This is a genomic window from Nereida sp. (genome assembly GCF_965655635.1).
GTDB lineage: Bacteria > Pseudomonadota > Alphaproteobacteria > Rhodobacterales > Rhodobacteraceae > Nereida.
This window is the reverse complement of record NZ_CBFHHE010000020.1, coordinates 17,463-38,751: the sequence shown is the minus strand read 5'-3', so window position 1 is coordinate 38,751 and position 21,289 is coordinate 17,463. Positions and strand designations below refer to the sequence as shown.

17 protein-coding genes and 1 riboswitch are annotated in these 21,289 nt (G+C 55.3%); of the genes, 13 read left to right on the top strand and 4 right to left on the bottom strand.

What is annotated here, in order from left to right:
- The 5 genes from xseA to ACTF5M_RS07690 form a co-directional block, all read left to right on the top strand.
- The coding region (xseA, locus tag ACTF5M_RS07710; protein ID WP_438960454.1) for an exodeoxyribonuclease VII large subunit at window positions 1–1,390 on the top strand (1,390 nt) is incomplete at its 5' end.
- Window positions 1,391–1,543: 153 nt separating this feature from the next.
- Window positions 1,544–3,244 carry an NAD(P)H-dependent oxidoreductase subunit E gene (locus ACTF5M_RS07705; protein WP_438960453.1) on the top strand — a complete coding sequence of 567 codons (1,701 nt, stop codon included), beginning with the start codon at window positions 1,544–1,546 and terminating at the stop codon, window positions 3,242–3,244.
- Window positions 3,245–3,366: 122 nt separating this feature from the next.
- Entirely contained in the window at window positions 3,367–4,689 is a 1,323-nt protein-coding gene (gene ftsY, locus ACTF5M_RS07700) for a signal recognition particle-docking protein FtsY (protein ID WP_438960452.1), read from the top strand.
- 15 nt (window positions 4,690–4,704) lie between these two features.
- Complete coding sequence (locus ACTF5M_RS07695; protein ID WP_438960451.1) at window positions 4,705–5,604, top strand: EamA family transporter; 900 nt, start codon at window positions 4,705–4,707, stop codon at window positions 5,602–5,604.
- A gap of 3 nt (window positions 5,605–5,607) precedes the next feature.
- Window positions 5,608–6,213, top strand: a complete 606-nt coding sequence (locus tag ACTF5M_RS07690) for an inner membrane-spanning protein YciB (protein WP_438960450.1) — start codon at window positions 5,608–5,610, stop codon at window positions 6,211–6,213.
- Between the two features lie 32 nt (window positions 6,214–6,245).
- On the opposite strand, the gene ACTF5M_RS07685 is transcribed toward ACTF5M_RS07690, so the two are convergent.
- Window positions 6,246–6,938: a glutathione S-transferase N-terminal domain-containing protein gene (locus ACTF5M_RS07685; protein ID WP_438960449.1), complete on the bottom strand. Its 693-nt coding sequence runs from the start codon at window positions 6,936–6,938 to the stop codon at window positions 6,246–6,248.
- Window positions 6,939–7,032: 94 nt separating this feature from the next.
- Window positions 7,033–7,110: riboswitch (SAM riboswitch) on the top strand.
- Window positions 7,111–7,173: 63 nt separating this feature from the next.
- Here ACTF5M_RS07685 and metZ point away from each other — a divergent pair.
- The 3 genes from metZ (at window position 7,174) to ACTF5M_RS07670 (ending at window position 11,109) form a co-directional block, all read left to right on the top strand.
- A complete protein-coding gene (metZ, locus tag ACTF5M_RS07680; RefSeq protein WP_438960448.1) occupies window positions 7,174–8,352 on the top strand; it encodes an O-succinylhomoserine sulfhydrylase in 1,179 nt (392 codons plus the stop codon).
- A gap of 127 nt (window positions 8,353–8,479) precedes the next feature.
- On the top strand, window positions 8,480–9,580 hold the full coding sequence (gene folE2, locus ACTF5M_RS07675) for a GTP cyclohydrolase FolE2 (RefSeq protein WP_438960447.1): 1,101 nt from the start codon (window positions 8,480–8,482) through the stop codon (window positions 9,578–9,580).
- An 83-nt stretch (window positions 9,581–9,663) separates the two neighbouring features.
- On the top strand, window positions 9,664–11,109 hold the full coding sequence (locus ACTF5M_RS07670) for a TrkH family potassium uptake protein (RefSeq protein ID WP_438960446.1): 1,446 nt from the start codon (window positions 9,664–9,666) through the stop codon (window positions 11,107–11,109).
- On the opposite strand, the gene ACTF5M_RS07665 is transcribed toward ACTF5M_RS07670, so the two are convergent.
- Both ACTF5M_RS07665 and ACTF5M_RS07660 read right to left on the bottom strand, forming a co-directional pair.
- Window positions 11,110–12,303, bottom strand: a complete 1,194-nt coding sequence (locus ACTF5M_RS07665) for a S1 family peptidase (protein WP_438960445.1) — start codon at window positions 12,301–12,303, stop codon at window positions 11,110–11,112.
- A 62-nt stretch (window positions 12,304–12,365) separates the two neighbouring features.
- Entirely contained in the window at window positions 12,366–12,728 is a 363-nt protein-coding gene (locus ACTF5M_RS07660; protein ID WP_438960444.1) for a hypothetical protein, read from the bottom strand.
- Window positions 12,729–13,153: 425 nt separating this feature from the next.
- On the opposite strand from ACTF5M_RS07660, the gene ACTF5M_RS07655 reads away from it, so the two are divergent.
- From ACTF5M_RS07655 to ACTF5M_RS07635, 5 genes are all read left to right on the top strand, one after another.
- Complete coding sequence (locus ACTF5M_RS07655; RefSeq protein ID WP_438960443.1) at window positions 13,154–14,095, top strand: glycine--tRNA ligase subunit alpha; 942 nt, start codon at window positions 13,154–13,156, stop codon at window positions 14,093–14,095.
- Window positions 14,092–14,616, top strand: a complete 525-nt coding sequence (locus ACTF5M_RS07650) for a DUF6446 family protein (RefSeq protein WP_438960442.1) — start codon at window positions 14,092–14,094, stop codon at window positions 14,614–14,616. The genes ACTF5M_RS07655 and ACTF5M_RS07650 overlap by 4 nt, the downstream gene beginning before the upstream one ends.
- A gap of 105 nt (window positions 14,617–14,721) precedes the next feature.
- Window positions 14,722–16,779, top strand: a complete 2,058-nt coding sequence (glyS, locus tag ACTF5M_RS07645; protein ID WP_438960441.1) for a glycine--tRNA ligase subunit beta — start codon at window positions 14,722–14,724, stop codon at window positions 16,777–16,779.
- A gap of 78 nt (window positions 16,780–16,857) precedes the next feature.
- A complete protein-coding gene (locus ACTF5M_RS07640; RefSeq protein WP_438960440.1) occupies window positions 16,858–19,428 on the top strand; it encodes a putative PEP-binding protein in 2,571 nt (856 codons plus the stop codon).
- Window positions 19,429–19,639: 211 nt separating this feature from the next.
- A complete protein-coding gene (locus ACTF5M_RS07635) occupies window positions 19,640–20,347 on the top strand; it encodes a cell wall hydrolase (protein ID WP_438960439.1) in 708 nt (235 codons plus the stop codon).
- Here the strand turns inward: ACTF5M_RS07635 and ACTF5M_RS07630 are convergent.
- On the bottom strand, window positions 20,344–21,231 hold the full coding sequence (locus tag ACTF5M_RS07630) for a DMT family transporter (protein ID WP_438960438.1): 888 nt from the start codon (window positions 21,229–21,231) through the stop codon (window positions 20,344–20,346). The two genes, ACTF5M_RS07635 and ACTF5M_RS07630, sit on opposite strands and share 4 nt — an antisense overlap.
- Window positions 21,232–21,289 lie beyond the last annotated feature (58 nt).

Sequence of the window (21,289 nt, the reverse complement as noted above, 5' to 3'; positions counted from 1 at the left end):
TTGGAAAGCGCAAGTCGCGCGCCTGAACGTGATCCCCGAAGAGGGTATGGAAATTGTGGCCACAGGCCGGCTGACGACATTTCCGAACCAGTCAAAGTATCAGATGAACGTTCAAGACGTCAGCGTCGCGGGTGTTGGTGCGTTGATGGCCATGCTGGAAAAGCGCAAGACCAAGCTGGCTGCTGAAGGGCTTTTTGATCCCGCGCGCAAAAGCGATATTCCATTTTTGCCAGATGTTATCGGGGTCGTGACGTCGCCAACTGGTGCTGTCATCCGTGACATTCTGCACAGGTTACGTGACCGGTTCCCACGTAAAGTGCTGGTCTGGCCTGTTGCGGTTCAGGGTGCGAATTGTGCCGCCGAAGTGACCCGCGCGATCGAGGGGTTCAACGCCATGACGCCCGGCGGCGCACTTCTGCGGCCCGACGTTTTGATTGTCGCACGTGGTGGTGGCAGCATTGAGGACCTGTGGGGCTTTAATGAGGAAAATGTGGCGCGCGCGGCTGCGGCCAGTGATATTCCGCTCATCTCTGCGGTGGGGCACGAAACCGACACAACATTAATCGATTATGTCTCGGACAGGCGCGCGCCCACGCCAACGGCGGCGGCGGAAATGGCGGTGCCAGTACGCCTTGATATGCTGGCCTTTGTAAACGAATGCGGTGGGCGTTTGTCGCGCGGCCTTGCAAACGGGATGACGCGTCGTGCGGACCGCTTGCATGATCTGGCCCGTGGCCTGCCGCGGCCCGAGCGGTTGACCGAAGACCAGCGCCAACGTTTGGATGCGGCCTCTGACAGATTGGATGGCGCGCTGAACCGGTTTGTTAGTACCAAAAGGGTTGCTCTGGCTGATGTTGCTGGTGGCGTGCGCCCAACAGTGCTGAGCGCGCGGATCGCCGAAGCACGCAGGCGTACGGATGATCGCGCACGGCAATTGGTGCCTGCATTGACGCGCAAAACGGAACGCCGTCGCGAGGCATTGGCAGGCGTTAGCGCGCGTTTGCGCCCTGCGGTGGTTGCAAGTGAAATTACGCGCCAGCGCGAACGCGCTTGGATGCTTGGCATCAAGATGAGCGGTGGGGCCACGCAACGCATCACAACTGCACGTGCGACGCTTGATGGGCTTGAAAGATTGCGCAAAACGTTAGGGTATGAGGCCACATTGGAACGCGGCTTTGCTGTGGTGCGCAGCTCAGGTACGGTCATTACGCAGGTGGGCGATGCGCGCGCTTCTGACGCCTTGGAAATCCAGTTCAAAGATGGCCGCATTTCACTGGGGTCCGCCACGGGATCGCGGGATGTTGAAGTGGCTGTAAAAAAGCCATCTACCGCGCCCAAAAAACGGATCAAAAAAGATGATACCCCGCCTGAACAAGGCACACTGCTTTAGGTTTGCGTGTTGTTGTGGGGGGTGCGCTGGCGGTGTTGGCTGTTGCTTTGAGACACTCCGCGTCCGCTTGGCCATGCCAAATGTCGCTTTTGCCCCTGACCGAAGTTTGTGAACGGGGCTACAAGATAATAGATTTTTCGGGGGATGCGCAAAATGGCATTGGACAGCAAGGACATGGACGCGGGCAAAGGCGTTTGGAAATCGGGCAAAGGCAAGGGCCGCCGCCACACTAAAGGCCGTCAGCTTGATGATGCTGCATGGGGCGAAGTGCAAAGCCTGCTCGAGGGGAAATCCCGCGACCGCGATCTGTTGATCGAGCATTTGCACCTGATCCAAGATAAATTTGGCTGCTTGTCCGCGGCGCACCTGCGGGCCTTGGCAGAGGAGATGCGCTTGTCCATGGCCGAGGTTTATGAGGTGGCGACGTTTTATGCCCACTTTGATGTTGTTAAAGAAGGGGAGACACCGCCGCCTGCGTTGACCATTCGGGTGTGCGACAGCCTTTCGTGCGAGCTTGCAGGCGCCCAAGCGCTGCAAGATGCATTGGAGAAAGGGTTGAACGTCGATGAAGTTCGCGTGGTGCGCGCGCCATGCATGGGGCGGTGTGATACGGCACCGGTGCTTGAGCTGGGCCACAATCATATTGACGAGGCTGATTTGGCCAAAGTCGAAGTGGCAATTGCTGCAGGCGATACACACGCCCACATGCCTGATTATGAGACATTGGATGCCTATCGTGCCGCCGGTGGTTACGATAGCCTGACATCATTGCATCAAAGTGGCGATTGGGAGGCTGTACAGGAAAAAGTGCTATCTTCGGGTTTGCGCGGCTTGGGTGGTGCTGGTTTCCCGTCGGGAAAAAAATGGGGTTTTGTGCGGGCAAACGCCGGGCCGCGTTACTTGGCTGTAAATGGTGATGAGGGCGAACCCGGTACGTTCAAAGACCGCTATTACCTTGAGCGTACACCGCATCTTTTCCTTGAGGGCATGTTGATCGCGGCTTGGGCTGTTGAGGCCGAGAAGGCGTTTATTTACATGCGTGACGAGTATCCTGCAGTGCTCGAAATATTGCGCCGTGAAATTACGGCACTTGAGGATGCGGGTATTGTTGATGCCGGCTACATCGATCTGCGCCGCGGTGCGGGCGCGTATATCTGCGGTGAAGAATCCGCGATGATTGAAAGTATCGAAGGCAAACGCGGCATGCCGCGGCATCGGCCTCCTTTTGTAGCTCAGGTAGGTATTTTTGGCCAACCTACGCTGGTCCATAACGTCGAAACACTGCACTGGGTCGCGCGCATCTGTCGTGAAGGCCCTGAGATTTTGAGCAGTGTTGAAAAGAATGGCCGCAAAGGGTTGCGCAGTTATTCTGTGTCGGGGCGTGTGAAGAACGCAGGTGTTTATTTGCTGCCCGCTGGGTCGACTATCACCGATATCATTGAAGCGGCTGGCGGCATGGCCGACGGGCACGTTTTCAAAGCTTATCAACCGGGCGGGCCGTCTTCTGGGTTGTTGCCTGCTTCAATTCACGATGTGCCGCTTGATTTTGATACGTTGCAGCCGCTTGGCACCTTCATTGGATCTGCGGCGGTAGTGGTGTTGTCAGATCAAGATCGTGCCCGTGATGCGGCGTTGAATATGCTGCGCTTTTTTGAAGATGAATCCTGCGGTCAATGCACACCGTGCCGCGTGGGCTGCGAAAAAGCTGTGAAGCTGATGCAGGCTGATACGTGGGATCAGGGGCTTCTGACCGAGTTGAGCACGGCAATGGTGGATGCCTCAATTTGCGGTCTGGGGCAGGCGGCGCCAAACCCCATCAAATTGGTGATGGAACACTTCAAAGACGAAATCTGAGTACTTCTGTTGGGCCAGTGCGCAAAATTATCGCGCGGCTGGCCCTTGCGGTGCGACGGGTGTCTTTCAAAAGCGCTGCCAAAGGGTTAGATCACTGAGTGAAACCCTTTCGGAGAGCCGATTTGTCTTTTTTCAACAAGCTGAAATCCAAGCTTTTTAAGTCTTCCTCCAAACTTGAGGAGGGGTTGGACGCGATTGTCGAGGATGGTGGTACGGTTGAAGAAGAACCGCAGTCCGAAGTGGCCGTTGCAGCAGAGGTAGAGGCTAAAGTTCAAGTCCGCGACGCTCCTGGATCGGAACTGCCTAATGAACCAGAACAGGCAGGGTCTGAGCAATCTTCGCCGGATGAAGTTGCGCCAGATGAGGCGGGGCTGGTCAACGAGCCTGTTGACGTAGCTATCAAAATCGAAATTCCTGAGCCTGAGCCTGAGCCTGAGCCTGAGCCTGAGCCTGAGCCTGAGCCTGAGCCTGAGCCTGAGCCTGAGCCTGAGCCTGAGCCTGAGCCTGAGCCTGTTGTGGCGCTTAAGGCCGACATACCTGCTGCCCCACAAGAAAAGCCCAGCTTTTTGGGCCGCGTCTTTGGCCGAAGCGCAAAGCCAACTGCCGCCCGCAAACGTGTGCTCGACGACGATATGCTCGAACAGCTTGAGGAGTTGTTGATCGCCTCAGATATGGGGGTTGATACGGCTCTGCGCGTCACCGCAAACATGGCCGAAGGCCGCATTGGCAAGCGTCTGTCAACCGCAGAGATCAAGTCGCTGCTTGCCACTGAAGTGGCGCGGATCATGGAATCTGTCGCCAAACCTATGCCGCTTTATGCCAAAAAGCCCCAAGTGGTTCTGGTCGTCGGCGTAAACGGGTCTGGCAAAACCACGACGATCGGCAAGCTGGCGCTTCAGTTCAAAAATGCAGGTAAGAAAGTGGTCATCGCCGCCGGTGATACCTTTCGCGCCGCCGCCGTCGAGCAATTGCAAGTCTGGGGTGAACGGGCCGATGTGCCGGTTTTGACCGCACCCGAAGGGTCTGATCCGGCGTCGCTTGCGTTTGACGCAATGACCAAAGCCGAGGCCGATGGTGCTGATTTGTTGATGATTGATACTGCTGGTCGTTTGCAAAACCGTGCTGATTTGATGGAAGAGCTGTCAAAGATCGTGCGTGTTATTCGTAAGAAAGACCCTGATGCACCTCATAACACGGTGCTCGTGCTTGATGCGACCACGGGGCAAAATGCGGTGAACCAAGTAGAGATTTTCCAAAAACTGGCTGACGTATCGGGCCTTGTGATGACCAAACTGGACGGTACTGCAAAGGGTGGTGTTTTGGTCGCGCTTGCAGATAAGTTTGGCTTGCCCATTCATGCAATTGGCGTTGGCGAACAGATTGACGATTTATCCCCGTTTGACCCCGAAGAATTTGCGGCGGCTTTGACCGGTGCGGATGTTTAGAAGCGAAAAATAAATATGAGTGAATGGTTGGTCTCGCTGGAGGGAACGGAAGCGGGGCATCAACTTGCGCTTGTTCTGGCGCTGTCTGCGGCGTTCTTGCACGCTGTTTTTGGAGCGCTGCAAAAAGGCCGGTTTGATCCGTGGCTGTCGCGTGCCTCGATTGATGCCTGTTTGGTCGTAATCTCGCTGCCGGTCGCGTTGTTTTTGGTGCCGTGGCCAGAAGGCAATGCGTGGTGGTTGATGGCCGGTGCAGTAGTGATCCACCTGATTTATAAAGTGCTGATTGCCATGGCCTACACACTCGGCGCCTACACGGTTGTCTACCCTGTGATGCGCGGCACGGGGCCGCTATTTACTGTAATCGGTGCTTATTTGATCTTTGGCGAGGTCTTCACGATCGTCCAGTGGTTGGGTGTCTTCACACTTGTGGCGGGTATTTTTGGACTGGCTGCGTATAACTTTTTCCGGCTCGATAGTGGCCGTGATACGCTCATCCCCGCTTTGTGGTTTGCAGTCTGCACGGGGCTTTTTGTAGCGATCTATACAACTTATGACGCCTACGCGATCCGCGCATTGCCTGATCCGTTTACGTTTATCGCTTGGTTTTTCTTGCTCACATCAATTGATTTTCCGCTTCTGATGCTGTGGCGCTACCGTAAAGGGGATTGGCCTGACGTGCGCGGCTTGATGGGGCGCTCGGTGATGGGGGCATTTATTGCCTACGGCTCGTTTGGGGCGGTGATGTTGGCCACGCGCCTTGATAAAGTAGGCGAGGCGGCTGTGTTGCGCGAAACATCGGCGGTTTTTGCGGCTTTCATTGGCTGGATATTTTTGAAAGAAACAGTCGGTCCAAGACGGATAGGCTTGATGGCGCTGATCGCGCTTGGTGCAGTTATTGTGGAAATGGGAGGCTAACAAATGGCCGGAAAACCAATCAATCCAATCGTGAAACAGGTGCTTGAGTTGGGGCCGACAATCGCGTTTTTCCTGATCTATCTTCGCATCAAAGACGACAGCTTTACGTTTGCGGGTACTGAATACTCCGGCTTTATCGTCTCTGCAGTGATTTTCATTCCAATCCTGCTGGCAGCGATGGGTGCGCTTTGGGTGCTGACAGGTGAGTTGAGCAAGATGCAGGTCTTCACTGCCTTCATGGTCATTTTCTTCGGTGGCCTGACCGCGTGGTTCAACAATGAGACCTTCTTCAAGATGAAGACGACCATTGTTTACGGTGTTTTTGCAGTACTTCTGGGCGGCGGGCTTTTGCGCGGGCGTAGTCTGCTGGCTTATGTGTTGGGCGACGCGATGCCAATGCGCCAAGAGGGCTGGATGATTTTGACCAAGCGGCTGACAGCGGCTTTTGTGCTTTTGGCAGTTGCGAACGAAGTTGTTTGGCGGACCATGTCCACGGACGCTTGGGTCAAGATCGAGACATTCGGGTTTCCGATTGCGCTGTTTGCGTTTCTGTGGGTGCAGATTATCGCACTGCAAAAGTATATGGACGAGCCAGATCAAGCGGACTGAGTGGCGCGCCCATATTCTGTGACCGCGGCGGCCTACTTCGTTTTAAACAGCGCTTTTTGTGCGTCCTTGCTGGAATGGTCGCCACGCTTTTCAGCAAGCAGCGCGCGTCCCTCAATAACAGCAGGACGTGCGCTGACGGTTTCGAGCCAACGACGTAAGTTCGGCTTATCATCCAGCGCTTGTTGCTGGCCTTCCCACAAAGACGCCCAACCCCAAATCGACATATCGGCGATTGAATAAAAATCCCCTGCCACAAATTCGTGCTTTGCCAACTGCCTGTCCAGCACCCCGTAAAGCCGCGCAGTTTCTGCGCGGTAGCGATCTTTGGCGTACGGAATATCTTGGGGCGGATCCATCGCCGGTGCGTATTTGAGGAAGTGATGCGCCTGCCCAGCCATGGGGCCTAAGCCCCCCATTTGCCACATCAGCCATTGATCTACTGCGATGCGATCTCGCTCGGTGGGGCCGCCGAACTTGCCAGTCCTGCGCGCGAGATATTGCAAAATCGCACCGCTTTCAAAAATAGAGATCGGCGCACCGTCTGGCCCATCAGGATCGGTGATCGCGGGCATGCGGTTGTTGGGGGCAATTTGCAAAAAGGCAGGCTGGAACTGATCGCCTTTGCCTATGTTGATTTCATGAAGTTTGAACGGCAAGCCCATCTCCACAAGTGCGATGCTGACTTTCCATCCGTTGGGGGTGGGCCAGTAGTACAGATCAATCATGGGCAAGCTCCTGTCATCACAATTTAGCAAGACAATGGCGGATTTGATGTATTGTGCAAGGGCCATGCTTGACGGCTCAATCGGGCTTGGCATAGAATAGTGTTGTGGCGATTTGTTACCGGATTGCGGGCCACGTTAAATATGCCGCTAAAGAGGGTCAGGTGCCAGCGTTGCAACCCCGCCCTTGACCGGTGGGGTTTTTTATTTGGGCAACGGCCCGCCGAAGGAAAATGACATGACAAAGAAACATCCTCGCACTGCTGCTGTTCACGCAGGCACCCGCCGCAGCCAATACGGTGAGCTTTCAGAGGCGATGTTTCTCACTCAAGGGTTTGTCTACCCCACAGCCGAAGCCGCGGAGGCGCGCTTTGTCTCGCTTGGTGAGGACGAGTTTATCTATGCCCGCTATGGCAACCCAACTGTGCGGATGTTCGAAGAACGCATCGCGGCGATTGAGGGCACAGAAGATGCCTTTGCTACCGCCAGCGGCATGGCTGCGGTGAACGGTGCGGTGATGGCCGGTCTGAAAGCCGGCGATCACATCGTGGCCGCGCGTGCGTTGTTTGGGTCGTGTCTTTATATCCTCGACGATATTTTGCCGCGCTTTGGTGTTGAGGTCACGTTGATTGACGGCACTGACCTGAACGCTTGGAAAGAGGCCCTGCGTCCGGATACCAAAATGGCCTTCTTTGAGACAGTCTCAAACCCCGCTCTGGAAGTGATCGACATTGCTGCGGTGTCCAAGCTGGCCCACGCGGTGGGCGCCTATGTTGTGGTGGACAACGTGTTCTCTACGCCTGTGTTCTCTGATGCTGTGGCGCAAGGGGCAGACGTGGTGGTCTATTCAGCGACCAAGCATATTGACGGGCAGGGTCGTGTTCTGGGGGGCGTTGTTTTGGGCAGTCGCGAATACATTCGCAAAACACTTGAGCCGTATCTAAAGCACACAGGCGGTGCGATGTCGCCGTTCAATGCGTGGACGTTGCTTAAAGGGCTTGAGACGATGGACCTGCGTGTACGCGCACAAACGCAGAGTGCTTTGGAAATTGCTAAGGTGCTGGAAGGCGATGCGCGGCTTGAGCGAGTTATCTATCCTGGTTTGCCCAGCCATCCTCAGCACGATATTTGCATGAAACAGCTTGGTGCGGGCGGGACAATTTTGGCCATTGATGTGAGGGGCGGCAAAGACGCCAGCTATGCGATGTTGAATGCGCTTAAAGTCTTTACCATTTCAAACAACTTGGGCGATGCAAAATCAATCGTCACCCCACCCGCTTTCACGACACATCAGCGTTTGCCCCAAGAGCAAAAAGACGCATTGCGCATTACGGAGGGGCTTGTTCGTATCTCGGTCGGGCTTGAGTATACTCCCGATTTGATCGCTGATCTCGAACAGGCGTTGGCACAAGTTTAAGCGTCAGACTCCGCATTTAACTGATCTAAAGCCGTTTGTGTCACGTAATTGTTTGGTAATATGTGCTACGCCCCTTATGTCTGAGTGGTTCGCGTTGCCCGATAACCAACAAGGGGAGGGACTTTAGATGAACTTTCACACGCTCGATATGGATCGTGAGCCTACCCGAGAAGAAGCCGAAGCGGCCCTTGCTGTTTTGCGGCGGTGGGCCGATAGCGCCACGGATGTTGAACGCAGCGATCTTGACCCGGCTGTTGCACGTTTGACTGTTGATGCCCCCGCCGATTATCCAGACTTGTCGCGTCAGTATCCGGCCGAGTTTGATGCGGATGCGGCTTATAAAGCAGCATTGCCTGATCTCCAAAACGGCCCCACATCCCTTATTCGCGGTGCAAAACGTCAAATTCAGCATGTAGGCATTAGTAACTTCCGCCTGCCAATTCGGTTTCGGACCCGTGATAACGGCGATCTGACCCTTGAGACATCTGTTACGGGAACCGTCAGCCTTGATGCCGAGAAAAAAGGCATCAACATGTCGCGTATTATGCGCACGTTCTATCAATCTGCTGATGAGACTTTTAGCTTTGATGTGATCGACCGAACTCTTGATGCGTATAAAACCGATTTGGAAAGCTTCGACGCGCGTATCCAGATGCGGTTTTCGTTCCCTATGAAAGTTGCCTCTTTGCGGTCGGGGCTGTCTGGCTATCAATATTATGACATCGCGCTTGAGTTGGTTGAACAAGCGGGCGCGCGCAAAAAGATCGTGCACCTGGATTACGTCTATTCCTCAACGTGCCCTTGTTCGCTCGAGTTGTCAGAGCATGCCCGCCAAACCCGTGGACAATTGGCAACGCCGCATAGCCAACGTTCGGTCGCGCGTATTTCTGTGGCGCTTGAAAATGATGCGCAGGTGTTGTGGTTTGAGGATTTGATCGAAATGGCCCGCCGTGCCGTGCCAACTGAGACACAAGTCATGGTCAAGCGTGAAGACGAACAAGCTTTTGCTGAACTTAACGCGGCCAACCCCATTTTTGTTGAAGACGCCGTACGGCTTTTTTGTGAGCAATTGCAAGCAGATCCGCGCGTCGGCGACTTTCGTGTGATTGCGAGTCACCAAGAAAGCCTGCACAGCCACGATGCGGTCAGTGTGCTTTTTGAAGGCGATACCTTTGCGTCAGACAGCATCGACCCCAAGCTCTTCGCCACGCTGTTTCACGTAGGCTAGAACAAAGCCGTGGTGTGCGCTTGCGACCCTAGTCATGCATGCTGCCTTGACACCCCATCGCGCAGGGTCCAACCCTTCTGACCATGTTAGATCTGCGTCCTATTGGTTATATTATTGGCCTTTTGATGGCCGCTTTGGGGTGCGCAATGCTGCTTCCCATGGCAGTGGATTTGTACGCTGGTAACCGCAATTGGATGGCGTTTTTTGAAAGCGCGATCATCACTGTCTTCACAGGTGGGCTGATCGCACAAAGTTGTGCTAATGCGGATCATCGCGGCCTCACTATCCAGCAGACATTCATTCTGACTACTTTTGTTTGGCTGGCGTTGCCGCTGTTTGGGGCATTACCGTTCTATTTCGGCGCAACCCAAGCAAGCCCCACGGATGCGTTTTTTGAGGCCATGTCTGCGCTGACAACCACGGGCGCCACGGTTTTTTCTGGCTTGGGTGATCTGCCTGTGGGGATCAACATTTGGCGCGGTTCGCTGCAGTGGCTTGGAGGCATCGGGATTATTGTTGTGGCAATGGTCTTTCTGCCTGAGTTGCGTGTTGGGGGCATGCAGATTTTCCGCTCAGAGTCTTTTGATACTTTTGGAAAAATCCTACCCCGCGCCACAGAGATTTCGAGCAAAATTTCGGTGATCTACATCTCGATTACAGCCGCTGCCATCATTGCTTATTTGGCGTGTGGGCTGTCGGGAATGGATGCGTTTATGCATGCGATGACAACGGTTTCTACGGGCGGGCACTCGAATTATGACGCCTCGTTCAGCGCACTTCCCGCCGCTGCCGAGTATGTAGCCGTCGTGTTCATGATCGCTGCGGCCCTTCCGTTCGTGCGCTATGTACAGCTTATCTCAGGGGATAATCTTTCGCTTTTGCGGGATGCGCAAATCCGCGGCTTTTTGATCATTCTGGCTGTTGGCGTGGCGGCCGTAACGATGTGGCTCTGGTCACAGGGGGGCTTTTCCGAAGAGGCGTTGCGCAAGGCGCTTTTCAATGTCACGTCGATCATGACAGGCACCGGTTATTCCAGCGCGGATTACATGCAGTGGGGCAGTTTTCCCATTGCGGTGATCTTCTTTATCGGACTTGTCGGGGGCTGTGCTGGCTCGACCTCTTGTTCGATCAAAGTGTTCCGGTTTCAGCTGTTGTTTGCCTCGATACGTGCGCAAATCAACGTAATTCACTCGCCCCACGGTATTTTCACGCCTCGCTACGAAGGCCGTGCGATTGAGGAAGACGTGGTCAACTCAGTCATGGCATTTTTCATGGTGTTTGTCGTAACTTTGGGCGTTGTGGCCGTGTTGCTAGGGCTGACCGGCTTGGACTTCACTACCTCGGTTTCTGGCGCAGTCGCGACTTTGGCCAATATTGGCCCTGGCTTGGGTGACGAAATTGGACCTGCGGGAAATTACGGTGATATCAACACCGCCGCGAAATGGATCATGATTGTGGCGATGGTTATCGGACGCCTTGAATTGATGGCGGTCTACGCCATGCTGACCCTTCGGTTCTGGCGCAACTGATTATTCCCAACACTGCACTAAAACGGGAAATTCGCGGGCCTGTAGCGTCAACTCCTCCGGCGAGAGGCGCCCCGTTGTGCTGTTGGGGGCCGCAATCGTGACATCGGCCGCTTTTGCAAGATCAAGCAAAGTGCTGCTGTTGATGGCAAACTGCACATCCGCAGGTAGGTCTTGCGTGCTTGGACTTTGGCGAGGCGCCAGCATGCCGATCACCGCGTTGTTGTTTGCCACAACCGGCCCGCCTATATCCCCCCCCGCGGCCAGCATAGACAGGCGGCTTAGGTCGGCCTCACCCTGCAATCCGCGCAGGTCTCGCAGTGTTCCAAACGTCAGTGTCGCCGCGCGCAAAACGCCGCCATAGGGGTATCCCGCAACGGCAACGCTTTGGCCAAGCCGAATAGGTTCGCCCGTAAGCTGCGCATAGGATGCAGGGGCAAGCGGCTCAGTGGGTGTGAGCACGGCAAGCTCACTGGTGCTGGAAGTGATTGGGTTCGCCAATGTTGCAGTATAGCGATCATTTAATGAAATACGTCCGCATCCCGCGACGTTTGAGGCATGGGTTAGCACGGTACCTTGATCATTGATGAAAAAGCCTGATCCTGTCCGCAGCGGTTGGCGTATTTCAAGACCTGCGACCAGATCAATCGCTTGCTCGGCGGGATCACCCAAAGTGGGGTCCAACACTCCTTCGATTGGTGTGAAGCTGTCCTTGAGACGTTGAACAACGCGCGCGCGGCGCGGCTCATCACCGGCGGGCCAGATCAGCGTGAAGCCTTTGATCTTGGCGCGTTGCGTTTCAGCAAACGTGTAGCTGATGAAATCATCCCCGATGCCTTCCATTTCAAAGGTGTCATCACGAATTTGCCGCGCGCCTTCAGAAGGAACAATTTCGAGGGTCTGCATGATGTCGTAAAGCCCGCGCAATTCAGTTTCTGCCCCGTCCTGCGAGATCATCAAAAGCTGGGCTTGCTCTATGTCGCCCGACGCTGTGAAACGGGCAAAAGGCGGCGCGTAGGCCTCAAAGCTCACAATATTCGTAGGCACCAGCATTTCGATGCCCGCTTTTGCTTCGCGCACTACCTCAAGACCAAGCCCGTCAAAAACCGCATTGAATTGCTCAAGCAAAATGGCCCGCTCGCCAGTGGTCAAAATGCCGGTCTCGTCAAATCCTTGCTGTGCTTGCCATGCGCGCATCGCACTGCGTGTGCCGCGCCCGTATGATCCGTCAATAGCCGCTACGTAAACACCTGCCCAAGCTAACGCGCGTTGCAGTTCTTTTTTGTCGTCCCGTGATAAAAGCTGTTCTGATCTTTGCGCCTCGGCGCGCGTTTCATCAGGAACGTATATCTGTGGAACTGGGGAAATATCTGTGGAACTGGGGAAAGCTCACCGGTTTCAACTGTTGGCGTTACTGCTTGTGCCTGTGTTGGGGTTGGCTCCCTCACCTGCGCGGTGGCGTCCGGAGCCGCGGGCGCAGTCTCGTAAAATTGTGCGCCGATCGGGAAAAACTGACGCTGAAGGCGAGATGAAAATTGCACAAAGCTGTCGCGGGGCACCAACCTGTCGCGGCGCAATTGGCGCAGCGCTGCGCGGGCGTCCTCAGCGGTGTAAGGTCCCAAAAAATACCGTACCGGCCCGACCCAAGGTCGAAGCCCGCCACATTTGGAAAGGCCTGTCCGTAATCGCGTATCCGGTCTTGGGCACCCAAAAGGGTTGATTGAGCCTCAATCTGGATCCAGCTACTTTTTTGTGGCGTGACTTGTGCAGCCTGTGCACTTTGCCCGGAAATGGTCTGCTGTGCCAGCGCGGGCAGGTGGGGTAGTCAAGGCGGTTGAGCATGCGAAAAAATAGGCGGCAGTAATAGGGCGCATAGGGTCTCACTCTTGAAAATTGGACCAGTGGTCCGATGACGTATCCCCACAAGATTGCCCGCAATTTGCCCAGATCACAAGGTGCGCGTATGACCGAGTTTACGAGCGCCGGTTGACCCTTGTTGGGGCACGCTTTATGGGTCAGACAACTCTGTTTTGATAGGCGGTTCGCCATGACTACACCAGCGCTTGATACCCCCCGTTCGTTCCAAGAAATCATCCTGCGGTTGCAAAATTACTGGGCTGCAAAGGGCTGTGCGATATTGCAACCCTATGACATGGAGGTAGGCGCGGGCACGTTCCACCCCGCAACAACGTTGCGCGCCCTTGGGGACACACCGTGGGCGGCGGCTTATGTACAGCCCTCGCGCCGGCCAACAGATGGGCGCTACGGTGAAAACCCGAACCGTTTGCAGCACTACTACCAGTATCAAGTGCTGATTAAACCATCGCCTTCTGATCTGCAGGACCTCTACCTCGGCTCATTAAAGGCAATTGGTATCGACATGAGCCTGCATGATATTCGCTTTGTCGAGGACGACTGGGAAAGTCCCACGCTTGGCGCTTGGGGGCTTGGCTGGGAAGTGTGGTGCGACGGTATGGAAGTTTCGCAGTTTACGTATTTCCAACAAGTTGGCGGGCATGATTGCAAGCCGGTTTCGGGTGAGCTGACATACGGTCTTGAGCGTTTGGCCATGTATATTTTGGGCATTGATCACGTGATGGATATGCCGTTCAACGACCCCTCTGCGCCAATCCCGTTGAGCTACCGCGACATCTTCAAGCAAACAGAAGAAGAGTATGCCCGCTGGAACTTTGATGTTGCAAATACCGAAACTCTCTTGCAGCATTTCAAAGATGCAGAGGCCGAGTGCGAAGCGATTTTGGCACAGCCGCATGAAGACCCAAAAACGGGCAAGCGCATCGTGATGGCGCACCCAGCCTATGATCAGTGCATCAAGGCATCACATGTGTTCAACCTGCTGGATGCGCGCGGCGTCATTTCGGTGACCGAGCGGCAGGCCTATATCGGGCGTGTTCGTGCGCTGGCCAAGCAATGCGCGGATGCGTTCGTGCAAACTGAGGCCGGTGGATACAAGGCGGCTGAGGCATGAATGGCGCACGCATCGCAATATCGGCCATTGTCGTGAGTGCCCTAATCGCGGGCATCGCGCTCTATTACCTTCAGGTTTACGCTTTCTATTATGAGGTGATGGACGGCGGTGTCGAACTGACCCCTCTGACCAGTGATGTGGCCGAGCCTATTTTGTTCGCGGACTTTCAAGCGATTGATGCAGACAGCTCACCGCTTCGATACCGTGCATGCTTTACCACGCAGATGTCAGAGGCAATGCTGACGGAAACCTACAAAGTCTATGACGCGGCCGAGCCCCGTGTGGCGCCTGATTGGTTTGAGTGCTTTGATGCGGATGCGATTGGTGCTGCGCTCGAAGATGGCGCAGCAACGGCATATTTGGGCGAAGAAAACGTGCAATACGGGATCGACCGTGTTGTGGGCATCATGTCTGATGGACGCGGCTTTGTCTGGCACCAGATCAACGGCTGCGGTGAGGTGGTTTTTGACGGCCGTAGCGCACCTGAAGGTTGCCCAACCCCGCCGGAGACCCTTCAGTGATTTTGGCCACACCAATTTATTCGTGCGCGCGCGGAATTCCGCAGTTTGCTGCCCTTTGATCCGAAACGAAAAGATACCCTCGCGACCCGCGATTAAGGACCCGATATGCCCGATCTTTTGATTGAACTCTTTTCCGAAGAAATTCCAGCGCGCATGCAAGCGCGTGCCGCAAAGGACCTACAAAAGCTGATTACAGATGGCTTGGTTGAGGCTGGGTTGACGTATGCAGGGGCTGCGGCTTTTCACACCCCACGTCGTTTGACCTTGGCTGTGGGCGAGTTGCTGGGACAAAGCAAACCGACGGTAGAAGAACGCAAAGGCCCCGCCGTTGGCGCACCGGACAAAGCAATCGAAGGGTTTTTGCGCGGTGCTGGCGTCAACAAAGATGATCTTGAAGTACGGACTGTTGGCAAGAAAGAGGTCTATTTTGCGGCAATCCATAAACCAGGGCGTTTGGCAGAAGATGTTATTGCTGAAGTGCTTGAAGCTGCGGTGCGTAACTTTCCGTGGCCAAAATCTATGCGGTGGGGTGCTGGCAATCTGAAATGGGTCCGGCCACTTCATTCAATCTTATGTATTCTCAGCGACGAAGAAGGGGCACGTGTTGTCCCTCTTGAGGTTGAGGGGATCGTGTCTTCTAATACCACACGGGGTCACCGCTTTCATGCGCCTGACGAATTTACCGTCTCCTCATTTGATGATTACACAAGCAAGCTTTCACGGGCTTATGTGGTTTTGGACGCGGCCGAGCGGTCTGACGCGATTTGGCAAGATGCCACAAACCAAGCCTTTGCAGGCGGTTTTGAAGTTATCGAAGACGCAGGCCTGTTGGCCGAGGTTGCAAACCTTGTAGAGCATGCGGTTGTGTTGATGGGCACAATTGACGAGGACTTCCTTGAACTGCCCGCGGAGGTTTTGCAGACCTCCATGCGCGAACACCAAAAGTTCTTCTCGGTTCGCAACACCAAAACAGGCCGCATTGAACGGTTTGTAACTGTGGCCAACATTGCAACAGCCGACAACGGTGCGACTATCCTAGCCGGCAACCAAAAAGTGCTATCCGCCCGTTTAGCGGATGCAAAATTCTTTTGGGAAAATGACTTGCGCGTTGCCAAAGCAGGCATGACACCTTGGACAGATGCGTTAAGCAATGTGACGTTCCACAACAAGCTGGGCTCACAAGCAGACCGCATTGCACGGATCGGCGCTTTGGCGCGCCGTTTGGCGGATGTAACCGGTTCTGATGCAAACGAGACAGGGCAGGCAGCGGGTGTTGCCAAGGCTGACCTAAGCTCGGAAATGGTGTATGAGTTCCCCGAATTGCAGGGGCTTATTGGGCGGTATTATGCCAAGGCCGCTGGCATGTCCGAGGCAATCGCAGCCGCAGCGCAAGAACACTACTCCCCGCTGGGTCCGACTGACGCGGTGCCAACTGCGCCCGTATCAGTGGCCGTTGCCCTCGCAGATAAGCTGGATACGCTTGCGTGCTTCTGGGCGATTGATGAAAAACCGACAGGCTCCAAAGACCCGTTTGCCCTTCGACGTGCTGCATTGGGTGTGACCCGTTTAATTCTTGAAAACGACCTGACTTTGCCCCTTGGCGATATCATTTCAGCAGCGCACTCAGATGCAGATGCCTCTGATCTATTGGCCTTTTTCCACGACCGCCTGAAAGTCTATTTGCGCGATCAAGGCATTCGCCATGACATCATTGATGCGTGCACGGCGATGGACGGCAACGATGATTTGAACTTGTTGGTCAAACGCGGACGTGCGTTGTCGGACACGCTAAAAACCGATGACGGTGAAAACCTGATCCAAGGGTTCAAGCGCGCAAACAACATCCTCAGCCAAGCGGAAGCCAAAGACGGGGTTGAGTACTCCTTCGGGGCGGACATCAAGTTTGCCGAAGCTGATACAGAAAAAGCCTTGTTCGGAGCCTTGGACACGGCTGACGCTGCGATTGCATCGGCAATGAAAAGCGGCGATTTTGCTGCTGCAATGTCGGCAATGGCACAGTTGCGTGCACCAATCGATGCGTTCTTTGACGATGTGAAAATCAATGCGGATAGCGAAATTATCCGCCGTAACCGCCTGAACTTGCTGAGCCGGATCCGCACAACCTGTGGTGCTGTCGCTGACCTGACCCGCATCAAGGGATAGCGCAGTACGGCCACGGTGGCCGAAACTGTGTGACGAAACGGTAAGGAGCAAATACTTGTTCCTTGCCAAAAAGCCCCTATGCTGCAGCTAACTGAACGGGATGCGGCGATGCAGCTAGCTACAGAAATCAAAGACTTCACGGTCATCTCAGCACAAGCAACGATGGCCGCCGGTACCCACGGCGGGCGGGCAAAATGCTTGCAGCGTCTGATCCGCCTCGACATGCCTGTGCCGCGTACTGTGGCGTTGCCGTTCAAAACTGTCCGTGCGATTGCCAATGGTATGGGCCCAGATTTGGGCGCTATTCTGGCAGAGTTTGCGCAAGACGCACTCTTTAGTGTGCGCCCATCCAGCCAAGACAGTGATTGGGGTGGGCCATCTGCGGTGCTGAACATCGGCATGAATGATGCACGTTTCACTGAACTGTCTGATGAGATTGGCACAGACGCCGCCGCCCTGATGTATTTGCGGTTCGTGCAATCCTATGCGGTCAACGTGGCGCGCCTTGACCCTGATGAGTTTACCCAACCTATTGAGCGCCCGCGCGAGGCGCTTGACGATGCGTTGCGGGCGTATTTTGCCGAAACTGATGAAGTATTCCCCCAAGACCCCAAGCAACAATTGGGCGAGGTTTTGCGATCAATGGCGCGTGCGTGGGAAGGCACAACTGCACATTTGCTGCGCCAAGCAAAAGGCGCGCCCGCGGATGCGGGCTTGGGGCTTGTTGTGCAAGAGATGAAGCTTGGCGTCGGACGGGGTAATTGCGGCTCGGGTGTGATCATGGGCATCAACCAAACAACCGGTGAGCGGATGATTTGTGGTCGGTTCTTGGGGCAAAGCCAAGGCCGCGATGCAATGGATGCAGATCGCGCGATATACCTAACGCGAGATGCGCGCGGCCCCTCTCTGGAGGAGCGTCATCCCGAGTTATATGCGCAGCTTTTGGCGCATATGGAGACGTCGCGGGGTAAGCTGCGCGAGGAAATGGAGCATGAATTTACCATCCAAGACGGTGAGCTCTTCATCCTCGATGGTATCCGCGTAACACGGTCTGCCCGTGCTGCGGTGAATGTGGCGGTGGCTTTAGCACAAGACAAAATCATCGCGCGCCAAGATGCGCTGCTTCGTATTCCGCCCAACATGTTGTCAGAATTGCTGCACCGCCAAGTGGCGGCTGGCACAAACCGCAATGTGATCGCAAAGGGTCTCGCTGCATCGCCGGGTGCTGCAATGGGGCAAATCACGTTTTCTGCCAATGAGGCGCAGGCGCTTGCGGCGCAAGGCGAGAAGTGTATCTTGGTGCGCCGTGAAACTGCGCCCGAAGATATTCGGGGAATGAACGTGGCCGCGGGTGTCTTGACTGAGCGGGGCGGCATGACGAGCCACGCGGCCGTGATCGGCCGCGGTCTTGGCCTGCCGTCAATTGTTGGGGCTGCGGGCCTTAGTATCTCTGCCCGAGATAAAACGCTTACCACCCAAGACGGACTTGTCTTGAAGGCCGGTGATAAGATCACGATCGATGGCACCACAGGCGAAGTTCTGGTGGGTGAGGTCACTCTTGTGGAGCCCTCTCTGGACGGGGCCTTTCAAACGCTTCTGGGTTGGGCCGATGAGGTGCGCGATATTGGCGTGCGGGCCAACGCGGACACCCCTGCCGATGCGCAAACCGCTCGTAATTTCGCCGCGGAGGGTATTGGGCTTTGCCGCACAGAGCACATGTTTTTTGACGGTGACCGCCTGACCGTAATGCGCGAGATGATCTTTGCAGACACCTCTGAAGACCGTCGCGCGGCTCTTGAGCGGTTGTTGCCAATGCAGCGGGATGATTTCGGGCAATTGTTCGAGATCATGGCGGGCTTGCCCGTGTGTATCCGGCTGTTTGATCCGCCGCTTCATGAAATTTTGCCGTCGGATCGGGATGGCATGCGCGACTTGGCCGAAGCGATGAACCTGCCGTTGTCGGATGTGATTGCGCGGGTAGATCAGATGTCAGAGTTCAACCCGATGTTGGGTTTGCGCGGGGTGCGCCTTGGGATCACGTTGCCTGAGATTTATGATATGCAGGCCCAAGCGATTTTTGAGGCAACGGCAGCAGCGCATAAGCGCGGCCATGCGGTGACGCCCGAAATCATGTTGCCTTTGGTCAGTGCCAAACGCGAAGTTGAGCTTTTGAAAATTCGTATTGATGCGGTTGCATCGGCCGTGATGGTCAGCTCTGGCCAGACATTTGACTACAAGCTGGGCGTGATGGTTGAAACGCCGCGCGCGGCTTTGCGCGCAGGCGACATCGCCCAGCATTCCGCGTTTTTGTCGTTTGGGACCAACGATCTGACACAAATGACCTATGGCTTGTCCCGTGACGATGCGGGCCGGTTTATGTCGACCTACGTGCAGCAACAGGTTTTTGCAGAAGATCCGTTTCAATATTTCGACGAAGAAGGTGTTGGCGAGTTAGTTCAAATTGGCGCAGACCGCGGGCGGGCGACGGCAAAAGACGTGGTATTGTCCATCTGCGGCGAGCACGGTGGATCGGCGCCAGCCATGGCATTTGCCCGCGCGCAGGGATTCGATTACGTGTCCTGTTCGCCGTTTAGGGTTCCTGTTGCACGGCTGATCGCGGCGCAATTAGCGTTGGGTCGCCCAAGCTAGGTTTCCAGCTTCAGTTTGGAACATATTGGTTTTCTTAAACCTTTTGCTGCGCTGCGACGATTTGCATCCCGTGCATACCGCCTAGTCAGGAACCGGGGGGGTAGATTTGTGTGCTGAATTGGCTTAACAGCCCGCCTCAGACGCGCATTTAGGCCTTATTTATAGATGTATTGGCTGTGCTGTCTGCCCTTGAAACAACTCTGGATGGCGCATGCCCCGAACTTCTTTGATTTCACGCGCTCAGCGCGTTTGCAGTGTTTTGGCCCTTGTTGCTGGCTTTGGCGTTCTCGCTGATACCCGCAATGCTGAGGCGGCCGATGGCACAGCGCTCAAGGTTTCAGCGCATATTGTTGGTCTTCTAAAGACTGAAAATGCGGCTTTTCAGATGGTGCCGTCAAACCGGCTTGATACGCTGACTGCTGCCCCGCAAGTGTCTTTGCTGCCAAAGCGCCGCCCAAGCGGGTTGCGCGGCGTCGCGTACGAGCGTAGCTATCTGGCGCAATTGCCTACCGCTTCAGGGGGTGAAAGCTGGAAATGTCTCTCAGAGGCGCTTTATTTTGAGGCGAGGGGCGAAAGCGTGAAGGGCCAATTTGCAGTGGCCGAGGTTATTATGAACCGTGTTAAGTCTGCGAAATATCCCAACACTGTGTGTGCCGTCATTAACCAAGGGACAGGCCGTAAGTTTGCGTGTCAGTTTACTTATACTTGCGATGGCAAAAAAGAAATCATCGGCGAGCCACGGGCATGGACCCGCGTTGGCAAGATCGCCAAGCTAACGTTGCAAGGCAATCTTCCGGCGCTGACCGCTGGTGCGACCCATTATCATACCAAAAGCGTGCGGCCCAATTGGGCACGGGTCTATCCGCGAACCGCGACAATTGGCTTTCATCACTTTTACCGTCAAAGCTATAGCAGCTAGGGCTGTTTGGCCTTTGTAGGCCAGACCTCGAGTATTGCAGCACTTAGGACCAACGCGCCGCCGATCAGCTCGAACGGTAGCAATGGCTCTCCTACCAAAAAGGCGGCAGAAAGCGCCCCGATAAGTACCTCGCTCATCAGTAAGATGCCGACGCGCGCAGGGTCGAGTAGGGCTGTTGCCCACATTAGACCTGCCATAGAGAGGCCCCACCAAAGCGTGCCTGTAACAGATGTGATCAAAAGGGTCGGCGGGGTTAGCACGCTTAGGTCAAGCGGTTGCGTTGGCAGGGCCAAGATACAAAAACCCGAAAGTACTGCCGCACCACTGGAAAAAGCAAAAGCGGCAAGCAGCGGTTTGATCGGTTCACGTTCATGAATGATCGTGCTCGACAGGGACCAGCAGATGCCAGACGCCAGCGCAAGCCAGTCCCCGATGCTGCGTGGCAATGGAACCCCACCATCCGCGCCGAGCATCACAAATAGCCCAAGCAGCCCGATCACAATTGCTGCAAGGCGCGTCATGCTCGTCGTACGGCCCAGAATAAAACGTGCGATCAATGTGCTCCAGACCGGTGTCAAAAAGAAAAGTAGGATGACGATAGCTACACGCCCATAGGCAAAGCCTACCGAATACATCGCGAAGGCTGCACCGCCCAATGCCAAAGCCCCGTAAGTGGGCCAATCACGCGGAACGTTCGGGCGCGCAATCAGGACTGAAACCCCCAACACAAAGGTTGCGGCAAGGGCGATACCAAATGTGCCCCATGCCCCGGGCAGGCCTGCGTCTTGTAAATACCGGACGGGCATCCAGTAAAACCCCCACAGAATACCGATTACAACAACGGTCACTGTTGCCACGGCGGAGGAGGGGGGCGCTTGGGTCATGGGGTTGCTTAGCATCTGGGCCGCGTGCCAGCAAACACCGTATACGGTTGCCCCCATG